Origin of the sequence: Candidatus Photodesmus blepharonis, from assembly GCF_000731795.2 — a bacterium.
Taxonomy (GTDB): domain Bacteria; phylum Pseudomonadota; class Gammaproteobacteria; order Enterobacterales; family Vibrionaceae; genus Vibrio; species Vibrio blepharonis.
Genome location: NZ_JGVK01000006.1, coordinates 106,558 through 133,549 on the forward strand (window position 1 = coordinate 106,558; position 26,992 = coordinate 133,549).

Genomic DNA, 26,992 nt, shown 5'->3' on the forward strand with positions numbered 1-26,992 from the left:
TCTAGAAGAAAATGCACCATGAAAAGTTCCGGCGAAGAACGCACAGAAGAAGCCACACCCAGACACCTACAGCAGGCTAGATCGAAAGGACAAGTTGCGAGATCAAAAGAATTATCTTCGGTGCTAGTACTAATTTTTGGCGCAATTTCACTTATATGGTTTGGAGATGCCTTAGCCAAAGCACTGTTTCGCACTATGTATCGTTTATTTACACTTAGTCATGAGGAAATATTTAGTCTCTCTAAATTAAATCACATTATTTTAAACTCTTTATCAGATCTATTTAGTCAACTAATCCTTATTCTCATCACATTATTTATCGCCTCACTCGTCGGTACATTTGGGGTAGGAGGTCTGCACTTTTCGGCGCGAGCAGCAATGCCTAAGCTGTCTAAAATCAATCCATCAATCGGTTTTAAACGCATGATTGGACTTCATACTTGGGTAGAACTTATTAAATCAATTTTAAAAATATTAATAGTTTCCAGCATTGCATTTTATTTAATTAACACTTCTAAAAAAGAATTGTTTCAACTTAACATGGGTGCATTTCCAAAAAATATTTTCGATGCTCTGAGTACATTACTAAATTTCACCTTACTTATTAGTTGCTCGTTATTACCAATAGTAGCTATAGATGTTCCGTTTCAAATTTTACGACATACTGCTCAACTAAAAATGAGCAAACAAGAGGTTAAAGATGAATATAGAAATACAGAAGGTAGACCTGAAATCAAGGGTCGAATTCGTTTGTTGCAGCGAGAAATGGCTCAACGTAGAATGATGACAAACGTACTAGAAGCTGATGTTATTATCACTAATCCAAAATACTTTTCGGTTGCACTTCGTTATAAACAAAATTTAGACAAAACACCAATTTTGATTGCTAAAGGTATTGACTATATGGCATTGAGAATAAAAAAAGTAGCGAATGAAAATAACATCCAGATCGTTCCAGCTCCAACACTTGCTCGCTCTTTATACTACACAACAGAACTAGAAGAAAAAATCCCAGATGGTTTATTTACCGCAGTAGCCCAGGTACTAGCGTATGTATTCCAATTAAAACAATATCGCAAGCATGGTGGAAGACGACCTACATTTAAATCAGAAAACATACCGATTCCATCAAATTTAAGGTATTAGAAAACACTTAATATCAAACCAAATTCAATATTTTCCGATTCAAGGTTCTGTCATTCTAGCTTAGAAATAATACATTTCCTTTAAAAAGTTCAATGAAAAAAAGGAAATATATAAACTTAATAGCTCAACGAAGCTTCAACGTTTTTTAAATTCGTATTTACATAGCTTCAATCTCTTCTATAACTAATATCTTAAACCCAGAACTACAATATAACCATGAATAACTGCTATCGTTTATATCTTTAAAGGATGATAGTTATCAAAACTATAATCTTCCAGAGTTCATACCAAAAAATTATTTATTCCAAATAAGCTTACAATCTTGACCATAAAATTTTTTGTCAACAAAGACGCCAGCGACGGCAACCACCTTATAGGAAGCCGATACTAATATTGGAACTCGACGCCTCAACCAACTCGGAAGTTCATATTCCTGAAATAGTTTTTTTAGCTTACGAGAACAACCTCTTTCTACAGGATGAGCAGATAAGCCTGCTGGGTTAAAAATAACACTTAGGGTTTGTTGAGAAAGAGCCTTGAAAGATAAAGTGGCACCTTCACCATTCACAAGAGATAAATATCCCAAACTATCCGGTAACTTAACACTACCTCCTAATTTCAACGGAGCACTCCAAGCGCTAATATCTTGCATATGATTAACTAAGTACAACTTTTTCTTAAATCTTCGCACTTGTGCATCAACAAGGTTAAGTACTGGGTTTGCATCTCGCCTCGATAACGCGATCTCATTCCAAATCCTACTAAGATGATCTTTGCTAGGCATTAAGTAATCCTTGCTCTTAAACCACATCCGAATAACTCTATTCCTTACGACTTCGCTGTATTCGCCTAATGTTCTAATTGATAAACTTCCATCGACAGACATGGCGTTTTGAAACGAACTCGCAAGTAAATCATCAAGTAAATTTTCTTGCTCCGCACACAGCATAGCGCTACGATTAACTGATTTATGAAATGAAGGCCAACGCTCAACAATCACTGGCAGTACTCGGTGACGGATAAAATTACGATCGAAACGAGTATCATTATTGCTTTCATCTTCAATCCAACTAAACTTTTTCTGTTTAGCATACTGCTCAATTAGACTCCGAGTGATATTAAGAAAAGGCCGAACAATAAACCCAGAATTCCAAGGCATGCACTGCGCCATTGAAGAAAGTCCTCTGGGACCACTACCTCTCTTGAGTGCTAAAAAAAAAGTTTCCAACTGATCATCACTATGATGCCCTGTTAGAAGAAGATCACCAATTTCAACGTGCTTTTTTAGAGCTTGATGGCGACCTTCTCGAGCGACCTTTTCTAAGCTAACAACTCCTAAAGTGTTTAATTCAATTCTTTCAACATAACAAGTAATAGATAAATTGGTGCACCAATTTAAACACTGATTAGCCCAGTTATCAGAGAACTGACTTAGGTTATGATGTACATGTACTGCAATACAATCAATTCTCTTAGCATTACGATATTGAACAAGCAAATCAAGCATGACGAGCGAATCTACACCACCGCTAAAACCCAACACAATTTTCGTACCTAAATTATAGTACTTATCAATAATACGAGAAAAATGATCATACAGGCGACTCATACAGAATCCTAAAACTTCCTAGTAAAAAACAAAAACTCTTCTATCTAAATCAACAGTAACCGTACTCCATAATTCGCTGATAGCGACGATTTAGAAGAGAACATCTATCAAATTGTTCCAACTCATTCAATTGTTCCACTAGCATTACTTTTATATTTGCTGCCATTTTAAAGTAGTCTCGGTGTGCTCCACCTAAAGGTTCTTCAACAATTTCGTCGATAAGTCCAAGTTCCTTTAAACGTGGAGCAGTAAGACACATGGCTTCTGCCGCTTGAGGAGCCTTATCAGAATCACGCCATAAAATAGATGCGCAACCCTCTGGTGAGATTACTGAGTATGTTGAATATTGAAGCATATTTACATAATCTCCTACACCAACAGCTAATGCACCACCAGATCCACCCTCACCTACAACGTTACAAATTACCGGAACCCTAAGACGTGCCATCACTTTTAAATTTTTAGCAATGGCCTCTGCCTGACCTCTCTTTTCAGCGTCAATACCAGGGTATGCACCCGCTGTATCTATGAAAGTCACAATTGGCATCTTAAAACGTTCTGCCATTTCCATCAATCGTAAGGCCTTACGATAACCTTCAGGTTTTGGCATACCAAAATTACGTTTTATCTTTTCTTTTGTTTCACGACCTTTTTGATGACCTACAATCATCACCGGCGAACCCTCTAGACGTGCAATCCCACCTACAATTGCTTTATCATCAGAAAATACACGATCACCAGCTAATTCATCAAACTCAGTAAATATATTTTCGATATAATCCAAAGTATGCGGACGCAATGGATGACGAGCTAATTGGGCAGTTTCCCAAGCACTCAGATCACCAAAAATCTTTTTTTTTAACTCTCGACTTTTCTTCTCAAGCTGATTAATTTCTTTTTCTAAGTCCATCATAGACTCATCTTGATGAGAGAGATTACGTAACGCTTCAATTTTTATTTCAAGCTCTACAATTGGCTTTTCAAATTCTAGAAAATTTAAACTCATATACCCGTTCTTCTGTAGTCGATTTTATTTAAAATTTTTAGAGCTGAACTCAAATTCAACCTGACTAGGACCTAACAACTTCCTTAATTCATCTAACAGTGCATCATTTGGACTCACTCTCCATCTGTCGCCAAGTGTCAAACACGCTTTCGCATCTAAACATTGGTAAAATACTTTAACAATCGTGTTCCCTGCTTGATGCATCTTTAGTATGTGAATAAAAGATTTCCAAAATCGATCATCAATTTGTGATTCCTTAACTGTAATAGATAAACTAGAACCATACCTCTCACGAGCAATCTTCAAATCCATAATTTCATGCGCCAACATCTTCGATTTACCACTAAAATCATCAACACTCACCTCTCCAGAAACAATCAAAATTTTATTTTTTTCTAACAATTCAGCATACTTTTTTAATATGTCGGAAAACAATATAACCTCTATACGTCCAGAATGATCATCAAGTATCATTACACCAACGCGCACACGACGCTTATTTGTATAAATGCGAAGTGCAGTAACAAGACCGGAAACAGTAATACGTTTGCTTGGAACTACGTCTTTCAATCGAAAATTAATACAATTATTAAGCTCTTTAAGGTAAGAATTAATTGGATGACCAGTCAAATAAACTCCAAGTGTGTCGTGCTCACCTTCTAAACAAACTTTTTCTGACCAAGGAGAGATCTCGATAGGATTATATCCTACTTCTTTAAACGCACTAGTCAAAACACCAAACATATCAACCTGACCCAATGCTTCATCCTTGCGGTATTGGCTAGCCACCTTAAATGCATCGCTTAATGATGCTATCATCGCAGCTCGATGAGGACCTAGTTTATCTAAAGCACCGGCATAAATTAATTTTTTAACTATGCGTTTATTCACTTTTTTAAGATCAATTCGAGTGCAAAAATCAAATAAATTCTTAAACTTTCCTCCCTTGTTACGAGCTTTAATGATAACGTCGATTGGATTTTTACCAACACCCTTAATAGCACCAAGGCCATAAAGAATTGATCCAGTTTGATCAACATCAAACTGATACAATCCCGAATTTATATCAGGAGAAAGCAATTTAATGTTCATACGGATACATTCTTCAACCAAACCAACAACTTTTTCAGTATTGTCCATATCAGCTGTCATTACTGCAGCCATAAACTCGGCAGGATAGTGTGCCTTTAGCCATAGTGTTTGATAAGAAACTAATGCATATGCAGCCGAATGAGATTTATTAAAACCATAACCTGCAAACTTTTCTACTAAATCGAAAATCTTCATAGCAAGTCTGCCATTGATACCATTTGCCTCAGAACCCTGCTTAAAAATAGAACGCTGCCTATTCATCTCTTCCGGATTTTTTTTACTCATCGCACGACGCAGTATATCCGCACGACCAAGCGTATAACCAGCAAGAATCTGAGCAATTTGCATGACCTGCTCTTGATACAAAATGATGCCATAGGTTGAAGCAAGTATTTCCTTTAGTGATTCATGCTGCCAGACCTTATCCGGATACGATATCATTTCACGTCCATGCTTACGATCGATAAAATTATCGACCATACCTGATTGCAATGGACCAGGGCGAAATAAGGCTACTAAAGCGATAATATCCTCAAAACAATCAGGCTGAAGCCGTTTAATCAGATCTTTCATACCTCGCGATTCAAGCTGGAATATCGCGGTTGTTTCCGAGCTTTTTAACAAATTGAAAGACTTTTGATCATTGCGTGGAATAGATTTAATTTTGATTAACTCCTTACCTTCTCTCTTTAAACGAGAGTTAGCCAAGCCTAGAGCCCAATCGATAATAGTTAGGGTACGCAATCCTAAAAAGTCAAACTTTACCAAGCCTACCATCTCAACATCATTCTTATCGAATTGAGTAACTGGAAAATTGCCTGATGAATCACAGTAAATTGGTGCAAAATCGGTAATAGAAGTCGGCGAAATTACAACACCGCCGGCATGCTTACCAGCGTTGCGAGTGCAACCCTCCAAAATACGACACTTATCAATTAATTCTTTAACTTCTTGATTATTATCATAAAGTTTAAGTAATTCAGGTTCCGCATCAAGTGCTTTCGAAAGCGTCATTCCAGGATCCAATGGTATTAATTTTGATATATGATCAACAAAACTAAATGGGTAACCGAGTACACGCCCAACATCTCGAATCACTGCTTTAGCAGCCATTGTACCAAAGGTAATAATTTGTGACACTGCGTTGCGACCATACATATCTGCTACATGATCAATAACTTGATCACGTTTATCCATACAAAAATCAATATCAAAATCTGGCATAGATATACGTTCAGGATTTAAAAAACGTTCAAATAGCAAGTCATATTCCAATGGATCCAAATCTGTAATACCTAAAGAATAAGCTACAAGAGAACCTGCGCCTGATCCACGCCCTGGACCTACAGGAACACCATTATCTTTAGACCATTGAATAAACTCCATTACGATCAAGAAATAACCAGGAAAACCCATATTATTAATAACTTTTAATTCGGTTTTTAAACGCCTCTTATATTCTAATTGATGTTCGACATACGTTTTTTTGTTTGGAAATAGAAATTTTAACCGCCGCTCTAAGCCTTCTTCTGATTTTTTAATCAAAAAGTCTTCAATTTTCATTCCTTCTGTTGGAAAATTTGGAAGGAAATATTGTCCCAATCGAACAGTTACATTACATCGTTTAGCAATTTCAACGCTATTCTGTAAGGCTTCTGGAATATCAGAAAAAAGCTCACACATCTCTGCTTCATTACGAAGATATTGCTTTGGGCTGTAATCTTTAGGACGATCCGGATCATCCAATGTGAAACCACAATGTATCGCAACACGAGTTTCATGAGCATCAAATAACTCCTGATCTCGAAAAACTACCTCATTGGTTGCAACAACTGGCAAATCTAATTCTTCAGCTAAGTTCAAAACAAAATTCAAATAAGTTTCTTCATCAGAACGATCAGTACGAATTAATTCTAAATAAAAATAATTAGCAAAGTATTCTTGGTAAAACGCAAGGCATTCCCTTGCTAACGCAACGTTTCCTCTAAGTAAAGCTTTACCAACATCACCATTTCTACCACCAGATAAAACAATCAAACCTTTTGCATATTTAGTCAACCACTTCCTATCTATCACAGGTTGGTTTTGAATATGACCACGTAAATATGCTCTTGAAATTAGCAAAGTCAGATTTTTATAACCATTATTGTCAGCTGCTAAAAGGGTTAATTTAGTTAATTCATCACCAAAACAAAAAGATTGAACCAAAAAATCAGCGCCTATAATAGGCTTGACGCCAAAGTTATGTGCGGCAACATAAAATTTTACTAAGCCACATAAGTTAGTAAAATCAGTTAGCGCCATAGCAGGCATATTTAATTCAGCAACTTTTTTGACTAATTCTGGAACCTTAGATAAACCATCAACCATCGAAAAATCACTATGGATTCGAAGATGAATAAATTTAGGATCTGACATTAATTAATTCCAAGAAAAAAATTGAGTTATTCTAAACTCAATCTCGTTCTCACTGGCTTAAATTTTTTACGATATTGATCAATCACACCTTTTTCCTTCAGTACAGCTAAATGGGCTTTAGTCGGATAACCTTTGTGCTTAGCAAAACCAAACTCAGGATACAGTTTGTCGAGTTCTTGCATATCCTGATCACGAGTAACCTTAGCAACAATGGAGGCGGCACTAACTTCCAATATCTTCGAATCTCCTTTCACTACTGAGATACTATCCATCGATAATTTGGGTCCCTTATTACCGTCGATTAATACAAGATCCGGTCTAACACTAAGTGCAAATACGGCTCTCTGCATTGCGATCATCGTCGCTCTAAAAATATTTAATTCATCAATCTCACGTGGTGAAGAACGACCGATTGCCCATGCTAGGGATTTTCTTTGAATTTCACGAAATAACATTAAACGTTTTTTATTAGACAGCCTCTTAGAATCGTTTAAACCTTCAATTGAATTGTTCGAATCTAGCACAATAGCCGCTGCTACAACATCACCAACTAAACTACCACAGCCTACTTCATCAACACCTGCAATAAATCGATATCCCTCAGGATATATAAAAGGTGGAAATATAGCTGTCTCTTTTCTTGTTGCCATAATAATTTTTACTGATTGATTAGAGAGAAAACTGCTTGAACCGCTTTTTTATCAGCACCTTGTTGAAGTAGTTTATGCATATCGTTAAAGCGTTCAATCAGAATATGGTGATTACCTCTTAACATGCAGTTCAGAGCAGAAAAAAGAAACTCAGACGAACATCGATCAAGAATATATTCTTTTACTAATTCTTCCCCAGCTAGGATATTCGGTAAAGAAACAAACTTTGTAATCGCTAATTTTTTCATTAGCCAACCTGTAATCCTACTCATTTTGTAACCAACTACCATCGGCCTTTTAAACAACATACACTCTAAAGCAACCGTACCGGAAGTGAGCAATACACCATCTGAAGCAACGATAACATCATATGCTGCGTTCTCAAAAATAAGAAACTGCAACTCAGGCCTAGTAGCTTGCCAAATTCTTTCAAATTGCTTTCTACGCTTTTGGTTTACAGCAGCCACTATAAAACCAATATCTGGATACTTCCGTTTTATTTTACAACATGCTTCAATAAATGGCTGAGCTATTAATTCAACCTCTCTTTCACGACTTCCTGGCATTACTGCTAACCACCGTTTATTACTATTCAGACACAGTTTTTTCTGAGCTTGAAATTGATCAGATTTCATAGGAATTTTATCAGCAAGAGGATGTCCAATAAACTTACAAGCAATTCGATGTTGATCATAAATTTTTTTTTCAAACGGTAAAATCGTCAAAACTAAATCTGTAGCAGCAGCGATCTTTAAAATGCGTTTTGATCTCCATGCCCATATTGAAGGACTAACATAATGCACGGTCTTAATTCCAACTTTTTTCAAAGCAAGCTCAAGTCTTAAATTAAAATCTGGTGCATCAATCCCAATAAAAATATCTGGTGGATTTTGTATGAAGTACTTTACTAGCTCAGCTTTTATTTTTAATAGCCTAGGTAAATGACCAATCACTTCAAATAGTCCAATGCTAGCAAGCTCTTCAACATCATATAAAGATTTGCAACCTTGACTAATCATCCTAGGGCCACCAATACCCACAAATTTCGTGCCAGGGTATTTCTGTTTAACAGCTTTAATAAAACCTTCGCCTAAGTTATCACCTGATAATTCGCCAACAACAATACCGATATTTAACAATCCTTCCATGATCGAAACAACCTTATAATTAGGTAATATAACCCGCAATAAACCATACTAACGGAAACGAAATAAAGTGAAGGCGTCATCTCATCGGATGATGCCTCGAGTAGAATTTTCAATCAACTGAGTGAATAAAGCAATCGAAGGATATTCTTTCGCCATTTCTTCCAGTATAGGCTTAACTTCGGCAATTCTCTTACCGCTGCGATAAATTTCTTTATATGCTTTACGGATTGCGTAAATTTCCTCTTTTTTAAAACCACGACGCTTTAAACCTTCTATATTGATACCAAAGGGCTTGCAATGATTCCCTTGAGCCATAATATATGGTGGAACATCTTGTACAACTACAGAAGCACCACCAATAAAACTGTGTGCCCCAATTGTACAAAATTGGTGAACTGGCGAAAGAGCGGAAAGAATTGCATAATCTTCAATAGTCACATGACCAGCCAATGTAGCATTATTACCCATAATGATGTTGTTGCCTATAATACAATCATGAGCGATATGCACATTAACGCAAAATAAGTTATCATTGCCAATAGTAGTAACCCCATGACCTTGTACTGTACCGCGATGCATCTGAACACTCTCTCGGATAATATTTCGGTTACCAATAAGTAAAAGGGTATCTTCACCTTGGTATTTTTTATCTTGACAAACTTCACCAATAACAGCAAATGGAAAAATACGGTTATTTTTTCCGATAACCGTTGGCCCTTTAATAACAACATGAGACATAACCTCAGTACCTGAACCAATCTCAGCGTTAAATGTTATATAAGAAAAAGGGCCAACCAGCACATTAGCTCCAATTACTGCACCTTCTTCCACTACCGCATTTGGGTGAATTTTGGCGGTTTTATGAATCATATTAAAACTCTCGGCGAGCACACTTTATTTCAGCAGAACAAACGACATCATTATCAACTTTCGCTAGGCAATTAAATGCAGCAATACCACGACGTTCTTTTACAAATCGAACCTCGATCATTAATCGATCGCCTGGTGTGACTGGCTTACGGAACCTTGCTTTATCAATACTAGCAAAATAATACAATTCATTATTTGCTGGTATACCAAAGGATTTAAAACCCAATAAACCAGTCGCCTGAGCCATTGCCTCAAGAATAAATACACCAGGAAAAACAGGAAGCTGAGGGAAATGACCAAGAAACTGGGATTCATTCACTGATACGTTTTTAATAGCTGTCAAATATTTCTTTTCTTGAAAATCTATAACACGATCAATCAATAAAAATGGGTAACGATGCGGAAGAAGATCCTGAATCTCAGTGATATCCATCGTTTTCTTTTTAGTAATCAAAGCGATATTCCTATATAAATCAAAAATTATTAACTGCGCAAAATATACAAAAAAAGACCCGCCATCTTGCGAGCCTTTAGAAAAAGAATCAGAACTAAGATTTCTTTCCCTGTTCTTCAAATAATCTTTCAACCCTTTTAATGCGCTCATTCATTTCATTAATACGATGAACTAGGGTCGCTGTTTTACGCCACTTTTTATTAGGCTGCAAAGGAACGCCAGATGAATACACACCTTTTTCAGAAATTCCTCGCATTACCATACTCATACCCGTAATTGTCACATCATCAGCAATTTTAATGTGCCCATTAATTACACTTCCTCCCCCGATTGTGCAATGCTTTCCTATAATGGTACTTCCAGCGATAATTGTACCACCAGCAATTGCTGTACCATATCCAACGTGTACGTTATGTGCAATTTGTAATTGGTTGTCGAGAACAACATTATCTTCAATAACTGTATTATCTAATGCACCACGATCAATCGTTGTACAAGCGCCAATCTCAACTCGATTTCCAATATGAACCGCACCAATCTGGGGGATTTTAATCCATTCACCGCTCTCATTCGCATAACCAAACCCATCCGCCCCTACAACAGCACCAGACTGAATTAAACAATTCTTCCCAACAATGACTCCATGATACAGAGTAACATTAGCCCACAGCCTAGTATCACTACCAATTTTAGCGTTTTTACCGATAAAGCAACCCGCCCCGATTACAGCGTTATCGCTAATCTCAACACCTAACTCAATCACTGAGTTTGCCCCAACGGAAACATTAGCTCCTAACTTAGCACTTTTGGATATAACAGCAGAACTTGAAATACCTTCTTCTGGTTTTGGAGTAGTATCTAAAACTTGCGCTATTTTCGCGAAGGCTACATATGGATCAGTAACAACCAACAAATTTCCTTTACAATTCGCTAGTTGCGCCCCTTTTTCAACTATCACAATCCTAGCTTTACAGTCTTTTAAATACTTAGCATACTTAGGATTAGATAAAAAGGTTACACTCTCTTCTCCTGCTTTATCTATTGCCGACACTGATGTTACGATTAAATGAGGATCACCAAGTAACACCCCTCCAGTAATACAGGCCAATTCGGCTAAAGTCAACTTCGTCATAATTATTGATGCTATTTCAATATTTTGATTACTTTTTCAGAAATATCATACTCAGACTTAGCGTAAGATAGCGCCTTTACATCAATAATTAGATCATAGTTTTCTTCCTTTGCCACTTTTTTTACTGCGTCTTGAATCACTTCAAATAATTTTTTTTTCTCTTCTACCTCACGAAGAGCAGACGCTTTTTCTAGCGCTTGTGCTTTAATCTTATATTTACTATCTAATTGACTAATTTCAATACGCAGTCTCTCCGTTTCATCTAAACTGAGCAATTCAGCATCACGTTTCAATTTTTCGATTTTAATCTTCAAATCCAATTGAATTGTTTCTAATTCGGCTACCTTGTCCTTAAACTCTTCCTGCATTTGCCTAAGTATAATTTCACGCTGTGGTAAAACGTGAAAAACCTTTCCAGTGTTGATGTAAGCTAATTTTTGCGAAGCTTGAACAACTATACTAAGGAGAAAGCAAACCAAAACAAAACTAACATGAGTAATTTCGATTATTTTTTTCAAAATATATTTCCTTCTAAAAAGCTTTACCGATAGTAAAAGTGAAAAATTCTTTATCATCGCTTTCATAAATTCGAATTGGTTTTGCTAATGAGAACACTAAAGGTCCTATTGGTGACATCCATTGAAGTGAAGCACCGTATGAAACACGATAACTCAATGGATCCGAATAATCATAATATTGATTACCATGGTCAGCACCGAAATCACGATAATCGAACTCAGTATCCCAAACACTCGCGGCATCAATAAAAACACTAGTTCGGACTTGGTTGCGAATTTCAGTCGATATAAATGGCATCGGTACGATCAATTCTAAACTAGCCAAAGCAATAGCATTACCTCCAACTGAATCATTAGTTGAAATATCAAATCCATTGTTTGAGTTTGAATAATCGCGATATACTGCTTTTGGACCCACAGAATTTGAAGAAAAACCACGTAAGGTAGTAAATCCCCCTGCGTAATAATTTTCATAGAATGGAAACAAATTATCTTGTCCATCTGTTTCTCCATAACCATTACCATAACCAATACGACCGCGCATTAAAAATGCAAATTCTTGTCCTCTACTCAACGGAATATACTGTCTAATATCATACTGCACCTTAAAGTATTGAATATCAGAACCAGGCAATGTCATTTTATAAAATATACGTTGATAATTACCTGAAGTTGGAAAATAAGTGCTATTTAGCTTATTTCGTGTCCAAGAGATATTGATGTCGAAATCATTAATGTTTAAAGAACCATAAGAATCAATATGACCAGCTTGTGAAACTAGAAACTGCTCCACTTGAAAGTAAGAGGGTAAGTCACCAATTCTGCTATGAATATATCCCATTCCAAATTCAAAAAAATTAAGTTCGTTAAATGGGAATCCCCATGTGAAGTTGGCACCATAACTTTCGTTTGTATAGTCAACAATACCAGCTTCAAATGCTTCAAATTCATTATAAAAAATCTTACCACCTAAACTAATACCATCTAAATTTAAAAATGGGTCTCGATAGTCTAAAGTAATATTCTTCTGATAATCGTTAATCATGGCGTTGACGCCAACACGGTTTCCAGAACCCAAAAAGTTATTTTGCTGTAAACCAATTTGGAAACTTAAACCAGATTCAGTACCATAACCGACCCCTAAGTTAATACTACCCGAATTAGCTTCCTTGACGCTGTAAACCAGATCTACCTGATCTTCGCTATCCGAAACACGTACAATTTGCACATTCACGCTTTCAAAAAAACCAAGACGATTAAGACGTATTTTACCCATATCAACTAATTTAGCATCTAACCAACTACCCTCCATTTGACGCATTTCCCGACGAAGAACTTCATCTTTAGTCAAATGATTTCCAATAAAATGAATATTGCGTACATAAATACGATTACCTGTTTGAACACTAACAATTAAGGATACCTCATCAGTTTGACTGTCAAATTCTGGAACAGTACTAACTTGAGGATAGGCATAACCCACCTCACCAAGTATACGTTTAATATCTTCTTCAAGACGCGTTACTAAGGAAGAATTATAGTACTCTCCTTTCTCAAAAGGTACCATAGTTTGAAACTCCTCTTCTCTGCCAAGCAATGCACCCTGAAATTTCACATCCTTAACCACATATGGCGAACCTTCATTAAGCCATAAAGTGATATAAACACCTTTTTTATCAGGAGAGATGGATACCTGAACTGAATTCACTTGAAATTTTAAGTAACCGCGATCTAAATAGAAAGATTTTAAAGCTTCAATATCACTAACTAAAACCCGTTTCTGGTACGTATTATCAGATAAAAAATTCCACCAAGAAGCATTGGAATTGAGTTTAAATTGACTTAATAACTCTTTATCACTGAAAATTTCATTTCCAATAAAATTGATCTGCTGAATCTTTGCAGATAACCCTTCTTCAAAAACAAATGTTAAGTCAGAACGATTATAAGATAAAGGCTTTACAACTACCTCAACTGTAGCATTATACTTACCGACACTATAGTAAAAGTCTTCAACTTCTTTCTCAATGTTTGAGAGGGTCGCTTGCTCTAAAACCGCACCAACACGCACACCAAAAGTATCCAAACTATATCGAAGTTGTTCTTCTTTTATTACTTTATTACCAAGAAAAGAAATACTTGCTATCGTTGGACGTTCTTTAACTAAGATAATTAACGCATTATTATCGCGTAGAACTTTGATGTCTTCAAAATCACCTAATGCGTAAAGACTCCTAATAATGTTAGCTGCATCCTGAACATTAATGTTAGCGCCAATCTGAATGGGAATTTTTGATATTACTTCATCAAATTGAACACGATGTAAACCTTCAATTCTAATATCTTGAACTACAAAGCTTTCAGCATTATCCGCTAGCACGCTTGTTGCAAACAACACCATCAGTACAATATTTTTCATCGCAATACTAAATATATCATAACCGGTTTAAATCGTTCAGAATCGCTATAATCGTTAGAGAAAAAATAATGGCTCCACCAATATAGTGTCCTATTTTTTGCGTATTTTCGGATAATGGTCGGCGAATAACTGCTTCTATGGACAAAAAGAGCAAATGACCACCATCTAGCATAGGAAATGGTAACAGATTGATAACAAATAAATTAATGCTCATTAAGGCCAAAAAACTAAGAAAATATACAAAACCGTAAGCAGCTGTTACTCCTGCACTTTGAGCAATTGATATCGGACCGCTGAGATTATCTAGACCAATATCTCCAATGATAAGCTTCTTGAGGATACCAATTGTTAAACTAAACACCTGCTTCGTCTTTTCTATCGATTTTAAAATAGACTGAATAGCACTATATCTTTGTTCGAACCTATGGCTTTCAGGCCATTCTGCAATTTTAGGAACAATTCCGGCAAAACCTACTATTTCTCCTTGATTATTTTTTTTACCATCCGGTATTAAAGCCAATTTCAGTATTTCACCATCCCTCTCAATGGTAAGTGACAGAGTTTGATTTGGATGCAACTCTATCATCCTAACTACTCTATTCCAATTATGATGAATTGATAATCCATTAATTGAAAGCAATGTATCTCCAACTCTTAATCCTGCTTTGTCGCCTGCTCCACCTTTAGAAACACTAAGCAAGGTAACTAAAACTTTTGGCATATAAGGAACAAAACCAAGAGATTCCATAACAGATTTTTCTCCTGCTCCAAAGTTCCATGAACTCAAATCTAGTATTTTACGTTCCTTAAGATCAATCTCATTCATAGAGCGAACTGTCAAAGCTACTCGTTCATTACCAACATGTGAAATCAACTCAACATTGACCGATTCCCAATCTTCGGTTCTTTTATCTGAAATAGCAATGATTTCCATACCTGACTTTAATCCAGCATCGGCAGCAATCGACACAGGCTCAACACTACCAATGATAGGCTTAACAGCTGGAATACCAACTAAAAATACCAACCAGTAAGCAAATATAGCAAAAACAAAGTTCAATGCTGGTCCTGCGGCTACAATCATAGCTCGTTTCCATAAAGTCTTTTTATCAAAAGCAACATGATAGTTTTTTGGTTTCAGCTTATGAACTCGACTGTCGAGCATTTGAACATATCCACCCAAAGGAATTATAGAAAGGGTATACTCTGTACCATCTTTGCCTATTTTTTTAAAAATAGATCTACCTAAACCAATAGAAACTTTTTCTATTTTAACACCAAAATAGCGTGCTACTGTAAAGTGACCGAACTCATGCACTATGACTAAAATCCCTAATGCAATAACAAATGATGCAACATTCCAAAATATATTTGTCATAAGGATCGCCCACATATGATTTCGTGTGCTAAGCGGCGGGACATTTCATCTAACTCAAATAACGTTTCTAACGTATGAGAGGAATATGATGAGTGAGTATCAATTGCGCAAACTCTAGACATAACAAGTTCGTTAACTAATGCAATATCTGTAAATCGTAATCGCTTATTTAAAAATGCATCAACAGTAATTTCATTTGCAGCATTAAGAACAGTGGTTAAATGCTGTCCTTCAGAACATGCATCTATAGCAAGCTTCAAACATGGATAACGAGCATAATCAGGTTCGATAAAAGTTAATTCTCTCATTTTAGAAAAATCAAGAGTAACCGCACCTACATCCACCCGTTTAGGATAAAACAAAGCTAGCCCAATTGGAATCGCCATATCTGATTTTCCCATTTGAGCAAGCACTGAACCATCTCGATACTGGACCATTGAGTGAATAATAGATTGAGGATGAATAATAACCTTTAATTGAGATTGAGAAGCATTGAATAACCACTTAGCTTCAATAAACTCTAAACCTTTATTCATCATAGTTGCAGAGTCTACTGAAATTTTTTTTCCCATAGACCAATTAGGATGCTTAAGCGCTTGCGTTGGAGTCATATTTTTTAAAGCAGCTAAACTAGTATAACGAAAAGGACCACCAGAAGCTGTCAATAAAATTTCCTGAACACCATAAGTTTCCAAATCACAAGAACCTAGCTTAGTCTGAAGATCATTTGGCAAACACTGAAAAATCGCACTATGCTCACTGTCCACAGGTAAAAGCTCAGCACCATATTGACTGACAGCATCCATAAATAATCGCCCAGACATCACTAGGGCTTCTTTATTCGCAAGTAATATTCTCTTCCCTGCTCTTACTGCTGCCATAGTTGGAATCACACCTGAAACACCAACAATTGCAGCCATTACAATATCAACTTCATCGATTGAAGCTACATAACACATACCTTCTGTTCCAGATAAAACCTCGGTATTCAATTCAAAAGAAGCTAATTCTTTTTTAAGTAAAAAAGCTGCATTGTCACTAGACATCACGGCATACCTAGGCTTCCACTTCAAACAAAATTGCAACATTTTTTGTACATTTGTGTCAGCTACTAAAGCAAAAATAGAGAAATGTTGTAGATTTTTTTCTACTACTTCTAAAGTTTTGGAACCTATGGAACCAGTCGCGCCAAGGATTGTTAACTTATTCATAGAGTAAGAATAACCATAATTTTTTTTTAGACAGACAACAACACAGTACCTATCTAACTTAAAATATAAAGTACAGAAGAGTAAATACTGGAAAAGCAGCAGTTAGGCTATCAATTCGATCTAAAACGCCACCATGACCAGGAATCATATTGCCGCTATCTTTAATACCCGAAACGCGTTTAAACATACTTTCGACAAGATCGCCAAAAACTGAAATGACCACGGTAACCAAAATAATTAACATCATAGACATAGGACTTGAAAACTCAATCTCAAACCACTGGGCAAGAAACCAAGAAGCTATCCCTGCTGTAATGATACCACAAAGCAAGCCTTCAATCGTTTTGTTTGGACTGACTGATGGTGCCATTTTTCTTTTCCCCATACTTTTTCCGGCGAAGTAAGCTCCGCTGTCAACCAACCAGACAATAAGACACACAAACAACACAAGCTTAGCTCCATGGTAAGGAGAGGTTTCTGTACTTTCTGCTCTCAACAATAGCACACTCCAGAAAAATGGAATTAGAGTCAGAATTCCAAACAAATGATGCAAAATTTTTGAACCTTGCCAAAACTTGCTTGAGTGAGGATATGTAACGGTTAACCCGCTAGCAGCTAACCACCATATCACTCCGATGGCGAGAACTAGATAGCGAACAGAAAGTTGGGCGTTAAAACTAACTGAATCAAAAGAAATAAGCAAAAAGCTGAAACTGCTAATAATCACAACTGCTGGCATAAGTGCTATAAATCGAAATTCCTCTTCAACAAATTGAGTCCACTCCCAAAAACCAACTAATGTTATAATTGCTAAAGTTGTTACAAACGCAAACAAAGGAAGTACAAATATTCCTAGTATCACCAACGGAACTAAAACAAGTGCAGTAACAATTCTTTGTTTCAAGCTAATGAACCCTCTTAATTTTCCATCAACTTATTTGTTCATCAGTACAACCAAAGCGTCTTTCACGATCAACAAACCACGTTACTGCCTCAATTAAACTATCTTCTCCAAAGTCTGGCCAACAAATCGGTATAAAGTATATTTCTGCATATGCCAACTGCCAAAGCACAAAGTTACTGATCCTACATTCACCACTAGTCCTGATCAACAAATCAACCTCAGGTATATTTGATGTAGCTAGGTGATTCGTGATCAAATTCTCATCAATATCTGACGGTTGAAGCTCCTCAGATTGAACTTTAATGGCGATCTTTTTCATTGCTTCTGTAATATCCCACTTACCACCATAATTTGCCGCAATGTTTATCACCATCCCAGTATTCATCGCTGTCATTTGCTCAGCCTGAGCCATCTTTTTTTGCAAGTTCTCATTAAAGCGACTCTTATCGCCAATGATACGAAGACAAAAATTATTTTTATGTAATTTTTTTACTTCCGTGGAAAGAACTGTAACAAACAATCCCATTAATACCGCTACCTCTTCTTCAGGCCTACGCCAATTTTCACTACTAAACGCAAACAAAGTGACTACACTAATTCCTAATTTAGCAGCAGCCGAAATTGTTTTTCGAACTGCTTCTACACCATTTTTATGACCAAAAATACGAGGCTTTCCCTGTGCTTTAGCCCAACGACCGTTTCCGTCCATAATGATTGCGACATGCTTAGGCAAAGCTTTGACAGAAAATCTGGAGTATTGCATAGGAATGGTTTAGTAAAAATCAAACATCCAAATAACAACAAATAGCAAGTTAATATAGAACATAGAATACTGCAAAACCTTCAATTAAAGTTTAAATTCTTAAACTTCCATCAAATCCTTCTCTTTCAGAATTAAAACTGTATCAATTTTCTTTACTGCTAAATCTGTCATTTTTTGAATCTTTTCTTGCGTTTTGTGATCTACATCTTCTGAGATCTTTCTATCTCTCAGCAAAACTTTAAGATCACTATTTGCCTCACGGCGAATGTTACGGATAGCTATACGGGTATTTTCGGCTTCGCTGCGAACAAGCTTAACTAAATGTTTACGGCGCTCTTCAGTTAGTGGAGGAAGCGGCACGCGTACAGTTGTACCAGAAGACATCGGATTTAAACCCAATTCTGATTCCAAGATTGCTCTTTCTACCTTTACAATTAAATCCTTATCAAAAACTGTAATTGTAAGTGTACGCGAATCTTCAGCAACAATATTACCAACCTGATTCAAAGGTACGACAGCACCATAGTATTCGATAGAAATTCCAAAGAGAAGGCTGGGATGCGCACGCCCCGTACGAATCTTAGCAAGTTTATCTTTCAGTGTTTCCACGCTTTTTTCCATGCGTTCTTGCGTATTATTTTTGATTTTATTAATCACAATTTCACCCTAAATTCATATTTTATTTCAAGAAAAGCTTAGCGCTGTAAATTTGAGAACACCGACTATCTCCTATACTAATAATACTACTTCATTACATCACCAATTAAAGTACCTTCAGCTTGACCCATAACAACCCGACGCAATGCACCTAACTTCTTCATATTGAAAACACGAATCGGCATTTTATGGTCACGAGCCAGTATGAAGGCTGCTAAATCCATAACTTGCAGACCCCTTTCAAGAACAGCATGATAGGAAAGTCTATCATACAACTCTGCTTCTGGATTAGCTATAGGATCTTTAGCAAACACACCGTCTACTTTGGTTGCTTTTAAAACTATATCAGCCTCCATTTCAATACCGCGCAAACATGCAGCAGAATCAGTAGTGGAAAACGGATTACCAGTACCCGAAGTAAAAATCAATACATAACCCTGATCTAGTTTATTAATCGCATCAGCCCAATTATAATCAGCGCATATACCCTCTAAAGATATAGCTGACATTACATGAGCATCTACATTAATATGGTGTAAAGCATCATATATAGCAAGGCCATTTATAACTGTAGCTAACATTCCCATTTGGTCACTGATCACTCGATTTATTCCAGATCTAGCAAGGATAGATCCACGAAACAAATTACCACCACCTATAACAATACCAATCTGCACATCAAGCTCAACTAGTTCTTTCACTTCTTTAGCAACACGATTAAGAATCGTAGTATCAATACCCCCCCCTTTTTCACATTGCAACGCTTCGCCACTCAGTTTTAATAAAATACGCCGATAAACTGGTTTAGGGTTTGTAGCCATGAAATTTACCTTTCTAAAAACAAGAATCAATCACCGTACAAAGATTAATAACTTGCAATAATTTAATAGACCTACCCATTAGGTAAAATAATGCTACGCGTAAAAAGACCGCAGCTAAGCTACGGTCCTATATTTTACAGAGTCATCAAAAGAATTAACCCTTTTGAACTAATGATACTTCCTCAGCAAAGCTAATATTCTCAGCTTTATCAAGACCTTCACCTACTTCTAAACGAATAAATGTCGAAACTGAAGAAAACCTCTCTCTAAGCATTTCACCAACAGATTTTTTAGGTTCCATTATAAATGCCTGTGTAGTTAAGGAAATTTCTCCTGTAAATTTTCTTATACGACCCATGACAACCTGTTTAACAATATCAGCTGACTTCCCTTCATTCATAGCTAGTTCAATTTGAATGTCTTTTTCTTTCTCAATAATACTAGGAGGAATATCTTCCGGTTTCAAAAACTCAGGACGAGATGCTGCTATCTGCATAGCAACATGCTTAAGAGCTTCTACATCACCTTCTCCAGAAACAACGACACCAATTTTTTTACCATGACAATAAGAAACCAGCTTAGAACCTTCAATGTATTGAACCCGACGAATATCAACATTTTCTCCTATCTTAGTTACCAAAATAACACGGTCTTTTTCAAAACGCATTTTCAGATCATTAACGGATGCTTTAGAAATCAGAGCAAACTCAGCAACTTTGTTTACGAAATCTATAAAGCTAGCGTCTCTAGCGACAAAATCAGTTTGGCAATTTACTTCCAAAAGAAGCGCGAAATCATCAACCTCTTTAACGGCAATAATGCCTTCAGCTGCAACATTGCGAGCTTTCTTAGCCGCTTTTGCTACACCAAATTTACGCATATTCTCAATTGCTAATTCAACATCAGCGTTAGCTTCAACAAGTGCTTTTTTACACTCCATCATGCCTGCGCCAGTACGCGCACGAAGCTCTTTTACTAAAGCAGCAGTTACAGCTACCATCTACAACATCCTCAGTTTTTCTATCCAAAGCAAAAAAATCGAAAAGTTTATAGAATTAAGCTTCTACAAAACTATCCTTCTCAGCAAGAACAATTGCCTCGTCCTTATTTCGACCTTCAATAATCGTTTTAGCAACAGTACTCAAATAAAGTTGTATTGCACGAATTGCATCGTCATTCCCTGGAATAACAAAATCCACACCATCTGGATTAGAATTGGTATCAACAACAGCATAAACCGTAATACCTAGGTTGTTTGCCTCCTCGACAGCAATATACTCGTGAGCGGCATCGACCACAAACAAAGCATCCGGTAAACCAGACATATCCTTGATACCACCAAGAGACTTCTCTAACTTTCCCATTTCGCGAGTACGGATTAAAACCTCTTTCTTAGTAAGCTTATCAAACGTACCATCTTGCGACTGAACTTCTAATTCTTTTAAACGTTTGATAGACTGACGAACAGTCTTGTAATTTGTTAGCATACCACCTAGCCAGCGGTTGTTAACATAAAATTGACCACTTTCAATAGCTGCCTCTTTAACAACTTCGGATGCAGCACGCTTAGTACCAACGAACAGAACCTTACCTTTTTTTTCTCCAATCTTAGCTAATTTGGCCAAAGCTCTATTAAACATCGGAACAGTTTTTTCTAGATTAATTATATGAACTTTATTGCGAGTACCAAAAATAAATGGCTTCATTTTAGGATTCCAATAACGAGCCTGGTGCCCAAAATGTACACCAGCTCTAAGCATATCACGCATTGACACAGTTACCATTTTAAAATCCTTTACAAGGGTTCACCTGCACATTCCATATACCTCATTTTAAAAAAAGGACCGGGATCCCCACCAAGAGATCATTGAAGAATGTACAAAATTTAAGATCCTTATATCATATTTCATAGATGTATAGCTAATAAAACTTCCGAAAATTAGACTAAATAACATGGTTTATTGACATATTGTTTCGACTTATAAATCAAACATTGTTTTGCAAATAGTAAAAAATTTGTTAGTCTTACAGGATGTTTGATTATTAGATATTCATACAAAAATGTCTGTCAAGATAAAAACAATCGATGAAATAGAAAGGATGCGTCAGGCTGGTCAGATTGCCGCCAAAGTGCTTGAAATGATAGGACCCTATATTCAAGAAGGTATGACGACAAATGAACTTAATGATATTTGCCACAACTACATTTTAGAAAAAGGTGCTTACTCAGCTACACTTAATTACCATGGTTTCCCTAAGTCAATTTGTACATCAATAAACCATGTCGTTTGTCATGGTATTCCGGAAACGAAGGACATATTAGGTACTCGAGGGAAAATTAAGCCAGCATTGCTAAAAGATGGTGACATCATAAATATTGATGTTACCGTTGTCCTTCCAGATAATACAGATGCAAACTTTTCGGAAAGACCCGAAGGATACCACGGTGATACATCTAAAATGTTTTTAGTTGGTAGCGTATCACCAGCAAATAAGCGTTTATGCATGGTTGCACAAGAAGCGCTGTATGTTGGCATACGCCAAGTCAAACCAGGGGCAGAACTTGGCAATATCGGTACCGCAATTGAAAGATACATTAAAGATATCAATAAAAAAGATCCTCATAATCGATTCTCCCTTGTAAGAGATTTTTGCGGTCATGGTATAGGTAATAAGTTTCATGAAGATCCTCAGGTAGTTCATCATAAGAATAATAATCACTTTACACTGAAAGAAGGCATGTGTTTTACCATAGAACCAATGATTAATGCTGGTAAGTTTGCCTGCACCATAGATACTACTGACGGTTGGACCGTTTTTACTGAAGACGGGAAAAATTCCGCTCAATGGGAACATACTATTCTTGTTACCTCTGAAGGTTACGAAGTACTAACACTTCGAAAAGAAGAAAAAATTGATAAGTTAATTAATGACTAACCAGAGCAATAACACAGGTATGACTTAACGTACATCTGACTCTGTCACCTAACTTGTTAAAGGTTTTTAAAATTGTAAAAAAAATTCTAGATAATCATACTTCAGATTTCCTTATAAGCATACCAAGTCTCTAGCTTCACTATTACATGGTTTGTAGCAGTATTGATATGATATTAGTTATATTGCAATTGCTCCGAAACACTCAATTACTTTATCGGAGTGGCGATATTTTTTATAAATCTCAAATTTAAAAGCAATTTCATTCACGCGATTTCATATTATTTAAAAAAATCAATCACCTTGGTTTCTGAATCCGTGCTGAATATTGCAATAATCAAATACCAAAATTTCTTCTTGGGTATATTATGCATGCTGTATAATGGCAACCAGTCCACTTTCATTAAACTAAATAAATAAAAATTTAGCTTTTAATTAATAAAGAAAATGTTAAGAACGATAAGTATTAAATTCCATTACGTTTATTATATAAAAAGTGATTACATTAGATAAGCTACCTTTAAATCTACTCCAGAGACCATCCTTTACAATAAGCAATAATGTTTAGACGAGTTATGATGTACTTTCTTCATGAAATTATTATACCCATCCTGCACATCTTCCAATGATCCAAAGAACAGATCCAGCTATAATACCCGCAATAACATCATCCAGAACAACACCTAGCCCGCCATTCACATACTTATCGAACCAACCAATTGGCCACGGTTTTAGAATGTCGAAAAAGCGAAAAAGCGAAAAACCAGTCAATATCCACTTCCAATCCATTACTGAAACATTAAATACAGGCACCACAAGCATAGTAATCCAAAAACCAACAAACTCATCTAATACTATTGAGGAATGATCTCTAACACCGAGATCATCAGAAGCTGCTTGACAAATACCAACAGCAGCAAGACATGAAAAAAAAACAACGACAATATAAATAGACACAGGTAACTGCACAAGAAGTAAGTAAAATGGTATAGCTGATAATGTTCCTACTGTTCCAGGGATTACAGGAGACAAACCACTACCAAAGCCTATTGCTATAAAATACCATGGATTTTTAAAAGAAAGTGGAGAAACTCGGTTAACCATTGTTGTCCTTAAAGTGATCATAGCCATTTAGTTTCCAATTAAGAGATTCTCCTTTTGCATGGAGGTTCAAGGTATCAATAGACTCTATTCGTCCAATACACGATACTTTCACATCACAATGAACCAATTTTGTCTCAATTGAACTTTTTTCTTGTTCTGGAACAGTAAAACATAGCTCATACTCTTCTCCACTACTTAATGCATATTGTTGAGCCGTAGATATACTACCACCAACAAACTGAACAAGTTCTTGAGAAATAGGCAATAATGAAACATCAACAGAAGCCCCAACACAAGAAGCTTTAAGAATGTTCTTAAGATCAGAAATTAGACCGTCCGAAATATCAACAGCCGCATTAGCTAAACCCAACAAGGCTTGACCAACTAAAACACGTGGACTAGAAAGATAATGTCTTCTTTCCAACTCTTTAGCAAGCGGATCATTATCATATATTCTACTATTGAGGATGACTTCCAATCCTGCCCTACTATCACCTAAATTTCCGGTTACATAAATCCAATCTCCCACCTTAGCACCATCACGCTTTAAAATCCTATTTTCTCTTAAAAAACCCTGTACAGTTATTGTGATACTCAACGGCCCTCTAGTAGTATCACCACCTATAAGTTGCATACCGAAACAATCAGCTAGTTCAAAAAATGAACAAGAAAAAGCTGTTAACCAAATTTTGTCAAGTTTTGGGATAGTCAAAGCGAGAGAAAGCCACGCAGGAGTAGCTCCCATAGCTGCTAAATCGCTAATATTTGATGATAAGGCTTTATGGGCTACCCAAGCCGGATTAGCACTCAACGGGAAATGGGTACCTCCGACAAGGGTGTCAGTACTGACAGCAATCCTAACTCCTTGAGGCACTTTGACTACAGCACAATCATCACCTAAAGATAGCAACACATCTTTGCGCTGTACTTGACGGCCAGAAAAAAATCTATTAATCAAATCTAACTCAGTTCTTAACATATATAACGTCAAAACAACAACGGAAAAACTAGTTTTATTTTATGCACAAACGAACTCTAAATTCATTTATGTACAATCTTATCAAGAACACCGTTTACAAACTTGTAACTATCTTCTGCTGCAAATATTTTTGCAAGCTCAATCGCTTCATTAATAACTACCTTATCAGGTACATCTTCACAATACAGAATTTCATATACAGCAAGACGCAACAATGCCAACTCGACTACATCTAAATCTTGAATCGAGCGAGATAAATAGGGGCGAAGTTGACGATCAAGCTCCACATGACTTAAAACAACACCAGTAAGTAATTTACAAAAATAATCTACATCAGTTTCTGATACAACTAAAGCGGGTCCTGTATCATCATAACACGCATCACCGGATAAAAATTGCTCTTTGATTACAGCAACGCTATCCTTAGAAATTTGCCAAGAATATATCGCTTGAAGAGCAAACTGGCGTGCATTACGACGTGCGGCTCGTTTCACAGAATGGTTTTTAGGAATCAATTTTTGATAGAACATCAATCATTTCAAGTACGCTTAATGCAGCCTCCACACCCTTATTACCAGCTTTAGCTCCTGCTCGTTCGATGGCTTGTTCAATCGAATCAACAGTTAAAACACCGAAAGCCACAGGAATGCTATATTTCAGAGAGACCTGCATCAAACCTTTATTACATTCGCTACAAACATAGTCAAAGTGTGGAGTCCCTCCACGAACCACTGTGCCAAGAGATATAATCGCATCATATTTTCCTGTTTCAGCAACTTTTTGAGCAACAAGTGGCAACTCTACAGCGCCTGGACAACGAACTACAGTAATGTTATTTTCGCCGATTTCTCCATGACGCTTTAAGGTGTCAACAGCACCAGAAAGAAGACTTTCATTAATAAAGCTATTAAAACGAGAAATAATAACAGCAATTTTTGCATCCGACACTGAAAAAACACCCTCAATCATCTTCATAAATACTCCTTGTAAGCCTATATATCCATCATCTGAGCCTAGCATACATTAAGAACAACATCTACTTTCATTCGTAATACAGGCATAGAGGCAGGTAAGAACTACTTTGAATACCAAAATAAAAAATAACCTGACTAAAAATTGTTTTTTTAAACCGTTATATATTCAACGACGTTAAGACCAAAACCACCAAGTGCGTGATATCTATTCTGAGTTGAAGAAAGCAGACGCATATCACTGACACCTAGATTTGACAAAATTTGTGATCCCACACCGACTCGGCGTGAAGCCCTCTGCTTCGCCATTATCATTGGTCCCTTACCTTCATCTTGCTGCGCAAAAAACCTCACACGATGCAAAAGCAAATCAGCTGACTCTTCATTGCCAAGAATCACTAAAATACCCCCTTCTTCGCCAATACGTTTCATTGCTTTATCTATTGTCCAAACACATTCCGCGTCCACGTTACGTCCACTCCGAAGCAAATCAGTGAAAGTATCCTGAAGATGTACGCGAACCAACGGCGCCCCCCCCATTAAGTTCCCTTTTTTTAATGCATAGTGTATCTGACTGTCAATTGTATCACGAAAAACAATCAATTCGAACTGACCGAACTCCGTTGGCAATTGACATCCACCAACACGTTCAATTGTTGTTTCCGTATTATTACGATATTCAATAAGATCAGAAATAGTACCTAGTTTGATATTATGTTTTTCAGCAAATAACTCTAAATCTGGACGGCGAGCCATAGTGCCGTCTTCATTAAGAATTTCAACAATAACGGCAGCAGGCTCGAGACCT

25 protein-coding genes are annotated in these 26,992 nt (G+C 36.6%); 2 read left to right on the forward strand and 23 right to left on the reverse strand.

The features are described 5' to 3' along the window. Positions 1 to 18: 18 nt before the first annotated feature. Positions 19 to 1,146, forward strand: coding sequence for a flagellar biosynthesis protein FlhB (gene flhB, locus CF67_RS01265; protein WP_034413337.1), 1,128 nt, complete (start codon positions 19 to 21; stop codon positions 1,144 to 1,146). 295 nt (positions 1,147 to 1,441) lie between these two features. Here the strand turns inward: flhB and tilS are convergent, their stop codons facing one another. The 18 genes from tilS to rpsB form a co-directional block, all read right to left on the reverse strand. Then, positions 1,442 to 2,755, reverse strand: coding sequence for a tRNA lysidine(34) synthetase TilS (tilS, locus tag CF67_RS01270; RefSeq protein ID WP_034413340.1), 1,314 nt, complete (start codon positions 2,753 to 2,755; stop codon positions 1,442 to 1,444). 49 nt (positions 2,756 to 2,804) lie between these two features. Then, a complete protein-coding gene (gene accA / locus CF67_RS01275) occupies positions 2,805 to 3,761 on the reverse strand; it encodes an acetyl-CoA carboxylase carboxyl transferase subunit alpha (protein WP_034413343.1) in 957 nt (318 codons plus the stop codon). Between the two features lie 24 nt (positions 3,762 to 3,785). Continuing rightward, on the reverse strand, positions 3,786 to 7,271 hold the full coding sequence (dnaE, locus tag CF67_RS01280) for a DNA polymerase III subunit alpha (RefSeq protein ID WP_034413346.1): 3,486 nt from the start codon (positions 7,269 to 7,271) through the stop codon (positions 3,786 to 3,788). Positions 7,272 to 7,297: 26 nt separating this feature from the next. Continuing rightward, positions 7,298 to 7,921: a ribonuclease HII gene (gene rnhB / locus CF67_RS01285; protein ID WP_034413357.1), complete on the reverse strand. Its 624-nt coding sequence runs from the start codon at positions 7,919 to 7,921 to the stop codon at positions 7,298 to 7,300. Positions 7,922 to 7,929: 8 nt separating this feature from the next. Further along, complete coding sequence (gene lpxB, locus CF67_RS01290; RefSeq protein ID WP_034413360.1) at positions 7,930 to 9,069, reverse strand: lipid-A-disaccharide synthase; 1,140 nt, start codon at positions 9,067 to 9,069, stop codon at positions 7,930 to 7,932. Between the two features lie 81 nt (positions 9,070 to 9,150). Then, positions 9,151 to 9,939: an acyl-ACP--UDP-N-acetylglucosamine O-acyltransferase gene (gene lpxA, locus CF67_RS01295; protein WP_034413362.1), complete on the reverse strand. Its 789-nt coding sequence runs from the start codon at positions 9,937 to 9,939 to the stop codon at positions 9,151 to 9,153. A gap of 1 nt (position 9,940) precedes the next feature. Beyond that, positions 9,941 to 10,372, reverse strand: coding sequence for a 3-hydroxyacyl-ACP dehydratase FabZ (gene fabZ / locus CF67_RS01300; RefSeq protein WP_052538014.1), 432 nt, complete (start codon positions 10,370 to 10,372; stop codon positions 9,941 to 9,943). Positions 10,373 to 10,487: 115 nt separating this feature from the next. Then, complete coding sequence (gene lpxD / locus CF67_RS01305; protein ID WP_034413365.1) at positions 10,488 to 11,525, reverse strand: UDP-3-O-(3-hydroxymyristoyl)glucosamine N-acyltransferase; 1,038 nt, start codon at positions 11,523 to 11,525, stop codon at positions 10,488 to 10,490. 11 nt (positions 11,526 to 11,536) lie between these two features. After that, on the reverse strand, positions 11,537 to 12,043 hold the full coding sequence (locus CF67_RS01310; RefSeq protein WP_034413366.1) for an OmpH family outer membrane protein: 507 nt from the start codon (positions 12,041 to 12,043) through the stop codon (positions 11,537 to 11,539). A 13-nt stretch (positions 12,044 to 12,056) separates the two neighbouring features. Beyond that, a complete protein-coding gene (gene bamA / locus CF67_RS01315) occupies positions 12,057 to 14,468 on the reverse strand; it encodes an outer membrane protein assembly factor BamA (protein ID WP_034413368.1) in 2,412 nt (803 codons plus the stop codon). A gap of 10 nt (positions 14,469 to 14,478) precedes the next feature. Next, positions 14,479 to 15,840: a sigma E protease regulator RseP gene (rseP, locus tag CF67_RS01320; RefSeq protein ID WP_034413370.1), complete on the reverse strand. Its 1,362-nt coding sequence runs from the start codon at positions 15,838 to 15,840 to the stop codon at positions 14,479 to 14,481. Beyond that, positions 15,837 to 17,051: a 1-deoxy-D-xylulose-5-phosphate reductoisomerase gene (gene ispC / locus CF67_RS01325; RefSeq protein WP_034413372.1), complete on the reverse strand. Its 1,215-nt coding sequence runs from the start codon at positions 17,049 to 17,051 to the stop codon at positions 15,837 to 15,839. Before ispC ends, rseP begins: the two co-directional genes overlap by 4 nt. Before the next feature lie 58 nt (positions 17,052 to 17,109). Further along, the gene (locus CF67_RS01330; RefSeq protein WP_034413374.1) at positions 17,110 to 17,955 is read right to left on the reverse strand and encodes a phosphatidate cytidylyltransferase; all 846 of its coding nucleotides are present in this window, start codon (positions 17,953 to 17,955) and stop codon (positions 17,110 to 17,112) included. Positions 17,956 to 17,980: 25 nt separating this feature from the next. Further along, positions 17,981 to 18,718 (reverse strand): isoprenyl transferase, encoded by a 738-nt coding sequence (locus CF67_RS01335; RefSeq protein ID WP_034413376.1) that lies wholly within the window; start codon positions 18,716 to 18,718, stop codon positions 17,981 to 17,983. Between the two features lie 99 nt (positions 18,719 to 18,817). Then, entirely contained in the window at positions 18,818 to 19,375 is a 558-nt protein-coding gene (gene frr, locus CF67_RS01340) for a ribosome recycling factor (protein WP_034413378.1), read from the reverse strand. An 86-nt stretch (positions 19,376 to 19,461) separates the two neighbouring features. Continuing rightward, positions 19,462 to 20,196: a UMP kinase gene (pyrH, locus tag CF67_RS01345; RefSeq protein ID WP_034413381.1), complete on the reverse strand. Its 735-nt coding sequence runs from the start codon at positions 20,194 to 20,196 to the stop codon at positions 19,462 to 19,464. A gap of 154 nt (positions 20,197 to 20,350) precedes the next feature. Beyond that, entirely contained in the window at positions 20,351 to 21,196 is an 846-nt protein-coding gene (gene tsf / locus CF67_RS01350) for a translation elongation factor Ts (RefSeq protein WP_034413384.1), read from the reverse strand. A gap of 55 nt (positions 21,197 to 21,251) precedes the next feature. Further along, positions 21,252 to 21,980, reverse strand: a complete 729-nt coding sequence (gene rpsB / locus CF67_RS01355) for a 30S ribosomal protein S2 (protein WP_034413387.1) — start codon at positions 21,978 to 21,980, stop codon at positions 21,252 to 21,254. 277 nt (positions 21,981 to 22,257) lie between these two features. Here rpsB and map point away from each other — a divergent pair, with 277 nt between their 5' ends. Next, a complete protein-coding gene (gene map / locus CF67_RS01360) occupies positions 22,258 to 23,133 on the forward strand; it encodes a type I methionyl aminopeptidase (protein WP_034413388.1) in 876 nt (291 codons plus the stop codon). 597 nt (positions 23,134 to 23,730) lie between these two features. Here map and CF67_RS01365 read toward each other — a convergent pair. From CF67_RS01365 to CF67_RS01390, 5 genes are all read right to left on the reverse strand, one after another. Further along, the gene (locus CF67_RS01365) at positions 23,731 to 24,234 is read right to left on the reverse strand and encodes a phosphatidylglycerophosphatase A (RefSeq protein ID WP_034413390.1); all 504 of its coding nucleotides are present in this window, start codon (positions 24,232 to 24,234) and stop codon (positions 23,731 to 23,733) included. Next, positions 24,227 to 25,213: a thiamine-phosphate kinase gene (gene thiL, locus CF67_RS01370; RefSeq protein WP_034413392.1), complete on the reverse strand. Its 987-nt coding sequence runs from the start codon at positions 25,211 to 25,213 to the stop codon at positions 24,227 to 24,229. The genes CF67_RS01365 and thiL overlap by 8 nt, the downstream gene beginning before the upstream one ends. A gap of 62 nt (positions 25,214 to 25,275) precedes the next feature. Next, on the reverse strand, positions 25,276 to 25,743 hold the full coding sequence (gene nusB / locus CF67_RS01375; protein ID WP_034413395.1) for a transcription antitermination factor NusB: 468 nt from the start codon (positions 25,741 to 25,743) through the stop codon (positions 25,276 to 25,278). After that, positions 25,718 to 26,188, reverse strand: a complete 471-nt coding sequence (ribH, locus tag CF67_RS01380) for a 6,7-dimethyl-8-ribityllumazine synthase (protein ID WP_034413397.1) — start codon at positions 26,186 to 26,188, stop codon at positions 25,718 to 25,720. Before ribH ends, nusB begins: the two co-directional genes overlap by 26 nt. A gap of 149 nt (positions 26,189 to 26,337) precedes the next feature. Beyond that, positions 26,338 to 26,992: 3,4-dihydroxy-2-butanone-4-phosphate synthase (locus CF67_RS01390; protein ID WP_034413398.1), on the reverse strand; the 655-nt coding region annotated here is incomplete at its 5' end.

What these genes read in the sequence shown, in the direction of transcription:
- flhB (WP_034413337.1), top strand. Translation starts at nt 19, where the DNA reads ATGAAAAGTTCCGGCGAAGAACGCACAGAAGAAGCCACACCCAGACAC.
- tilS (WP_034413340.1), bottom strand. Translation starts at nt 2,755, where the DNA reads ATGAGTCGCCTGTATGATCATTTTTCTCGTATTATTGATAAGTACTAT.
- accA (WP_034413343.1), bottom strand. Translation starts at nt 3,761, where the DNA reads ATGAGTTTAAATTTTCTAGAATTTGAAAAGCCAATTGTAGAGCTTGAA.
- dnaE (WP_034413346.1), bottom strand. Translation starts at nt 7,271, where the DNA reads ATGTCAGATCCTAAATTTATTCATCTTCGAATCCATAGTGATTTTTCG.
- rnhB (WP_034413357.1), bottom strand. Translation starts at nt 7,921, where the DNA reads ATGGCAACAAGAAAAGAGACAGCTATATTTCCACCTTTTATATATCCT.
- lpxB (WP_034413360.1), bottom strand. Translation starts at nt 9,069, where the DNA reads ATGGAAGGATTGTTAAATATCGGTATTGTTGTTGGCGAATTATCAGGT.
- lpxA (WP_034413362.1), bottom strand. Translation starts at nt 9,939, where the DNA reads ATGATTCATAAAACCGCCAAAATTCACCCAAATGCGGTAGTGGAAGAA.
- fabZ (WP_052538014.1), bottom strand. Translation starts at nt 10,372, where the DNA reads ATGGATATCACTGAGATTCAGGATCTTCTTCCGCATCGTTACCCATTT.
- lpxD (WP_034413365.1), bottom strand. Translation starts at nt 11,525, where the DNA reads ATGACGAAGTTGACTTTAGCCGAATTGGCCTGTATTACTGGAGGGGTG.
- rseP (WP_034413370.1), bottom strand. Translation starts at nt 15,840, where the DNA reads ATGACAAATATATTTTGGAATGTTGCATCATTTGTTATTGCATTAGGG.
- ispC (WP_034413372.1), bottom strand. Translation starts at nt 17,051, where the DNA reads ATGAATAAGTTAACAATCCTTGGCGCGACTGGTTCCATAGGTTCCAAA.
- CF67_RS01335 (WP_034413376.1), bottom strand. Translation starts at nt 18,718, where the DNA reads ATGCAATACTCCAGATTTTCTGTCAAAGCTTTGCCTAAGCATGTCGCA.
- pyrH (WP_034413381.1), bottom strand. Translation starts at nt 20,196, where the DNA reads ATGGCTACAAACCCTAAACCAGTTTATCGGCGTATTTTATTAAAACTG.
- tsf (WP_034413384.1), bottom strand. Translation starts at nt 21,196, where the DNA reads ATGGTAGCTGTAACTGCTGCTTTAGTAAAAGAGCTTCGTGCGCGTACT.
- rpsB (WP_034413387.1), bottom strand. Translation starts at nt 21,980, where the DNA reads ATGGTAACTGTGTCAATGCGTGATATGCTTAGAGCTGGTGTACATTTT.
- map (WP_034413388.1), top strand. Translation starts at nt 22,258, where the DNA reads ATGTCTGTCAAGATAAAAACAATCGATGAAATAGAAAGGATGCGTCAG.
- CF67_RS01365 (WP_034413390.1), bottom strand. Translation starts at nt 24,234, where the DNA reads ATGGTTAACCGAGTTTCTCCACTTTCTTTTAAAAATCCATGGTATTTT.
- thiL (WP_034413392.1), bottom strand. Translation starts at nt 25,213, where the DNA reads ATGTTAAGAACTGAGTTAGATTTGATTAATAGATTTTTTTCTGGCCGT.
- nusB (WP_034413395.1), bottom strand. Translation starts at nt 25,743, where the DNA reads ATGTTCTATCAAAAATTGATTCCTAAAAACCATTCTGTGAAACGAGCC.
- ribH (WP_034413397.1), bottom strand. Translation starts at nt 26,188, where the DNA reads ATGAAGATGATTGAGGGTGTTTTTTCAGTGTCGGATGCAAAAATTGCT.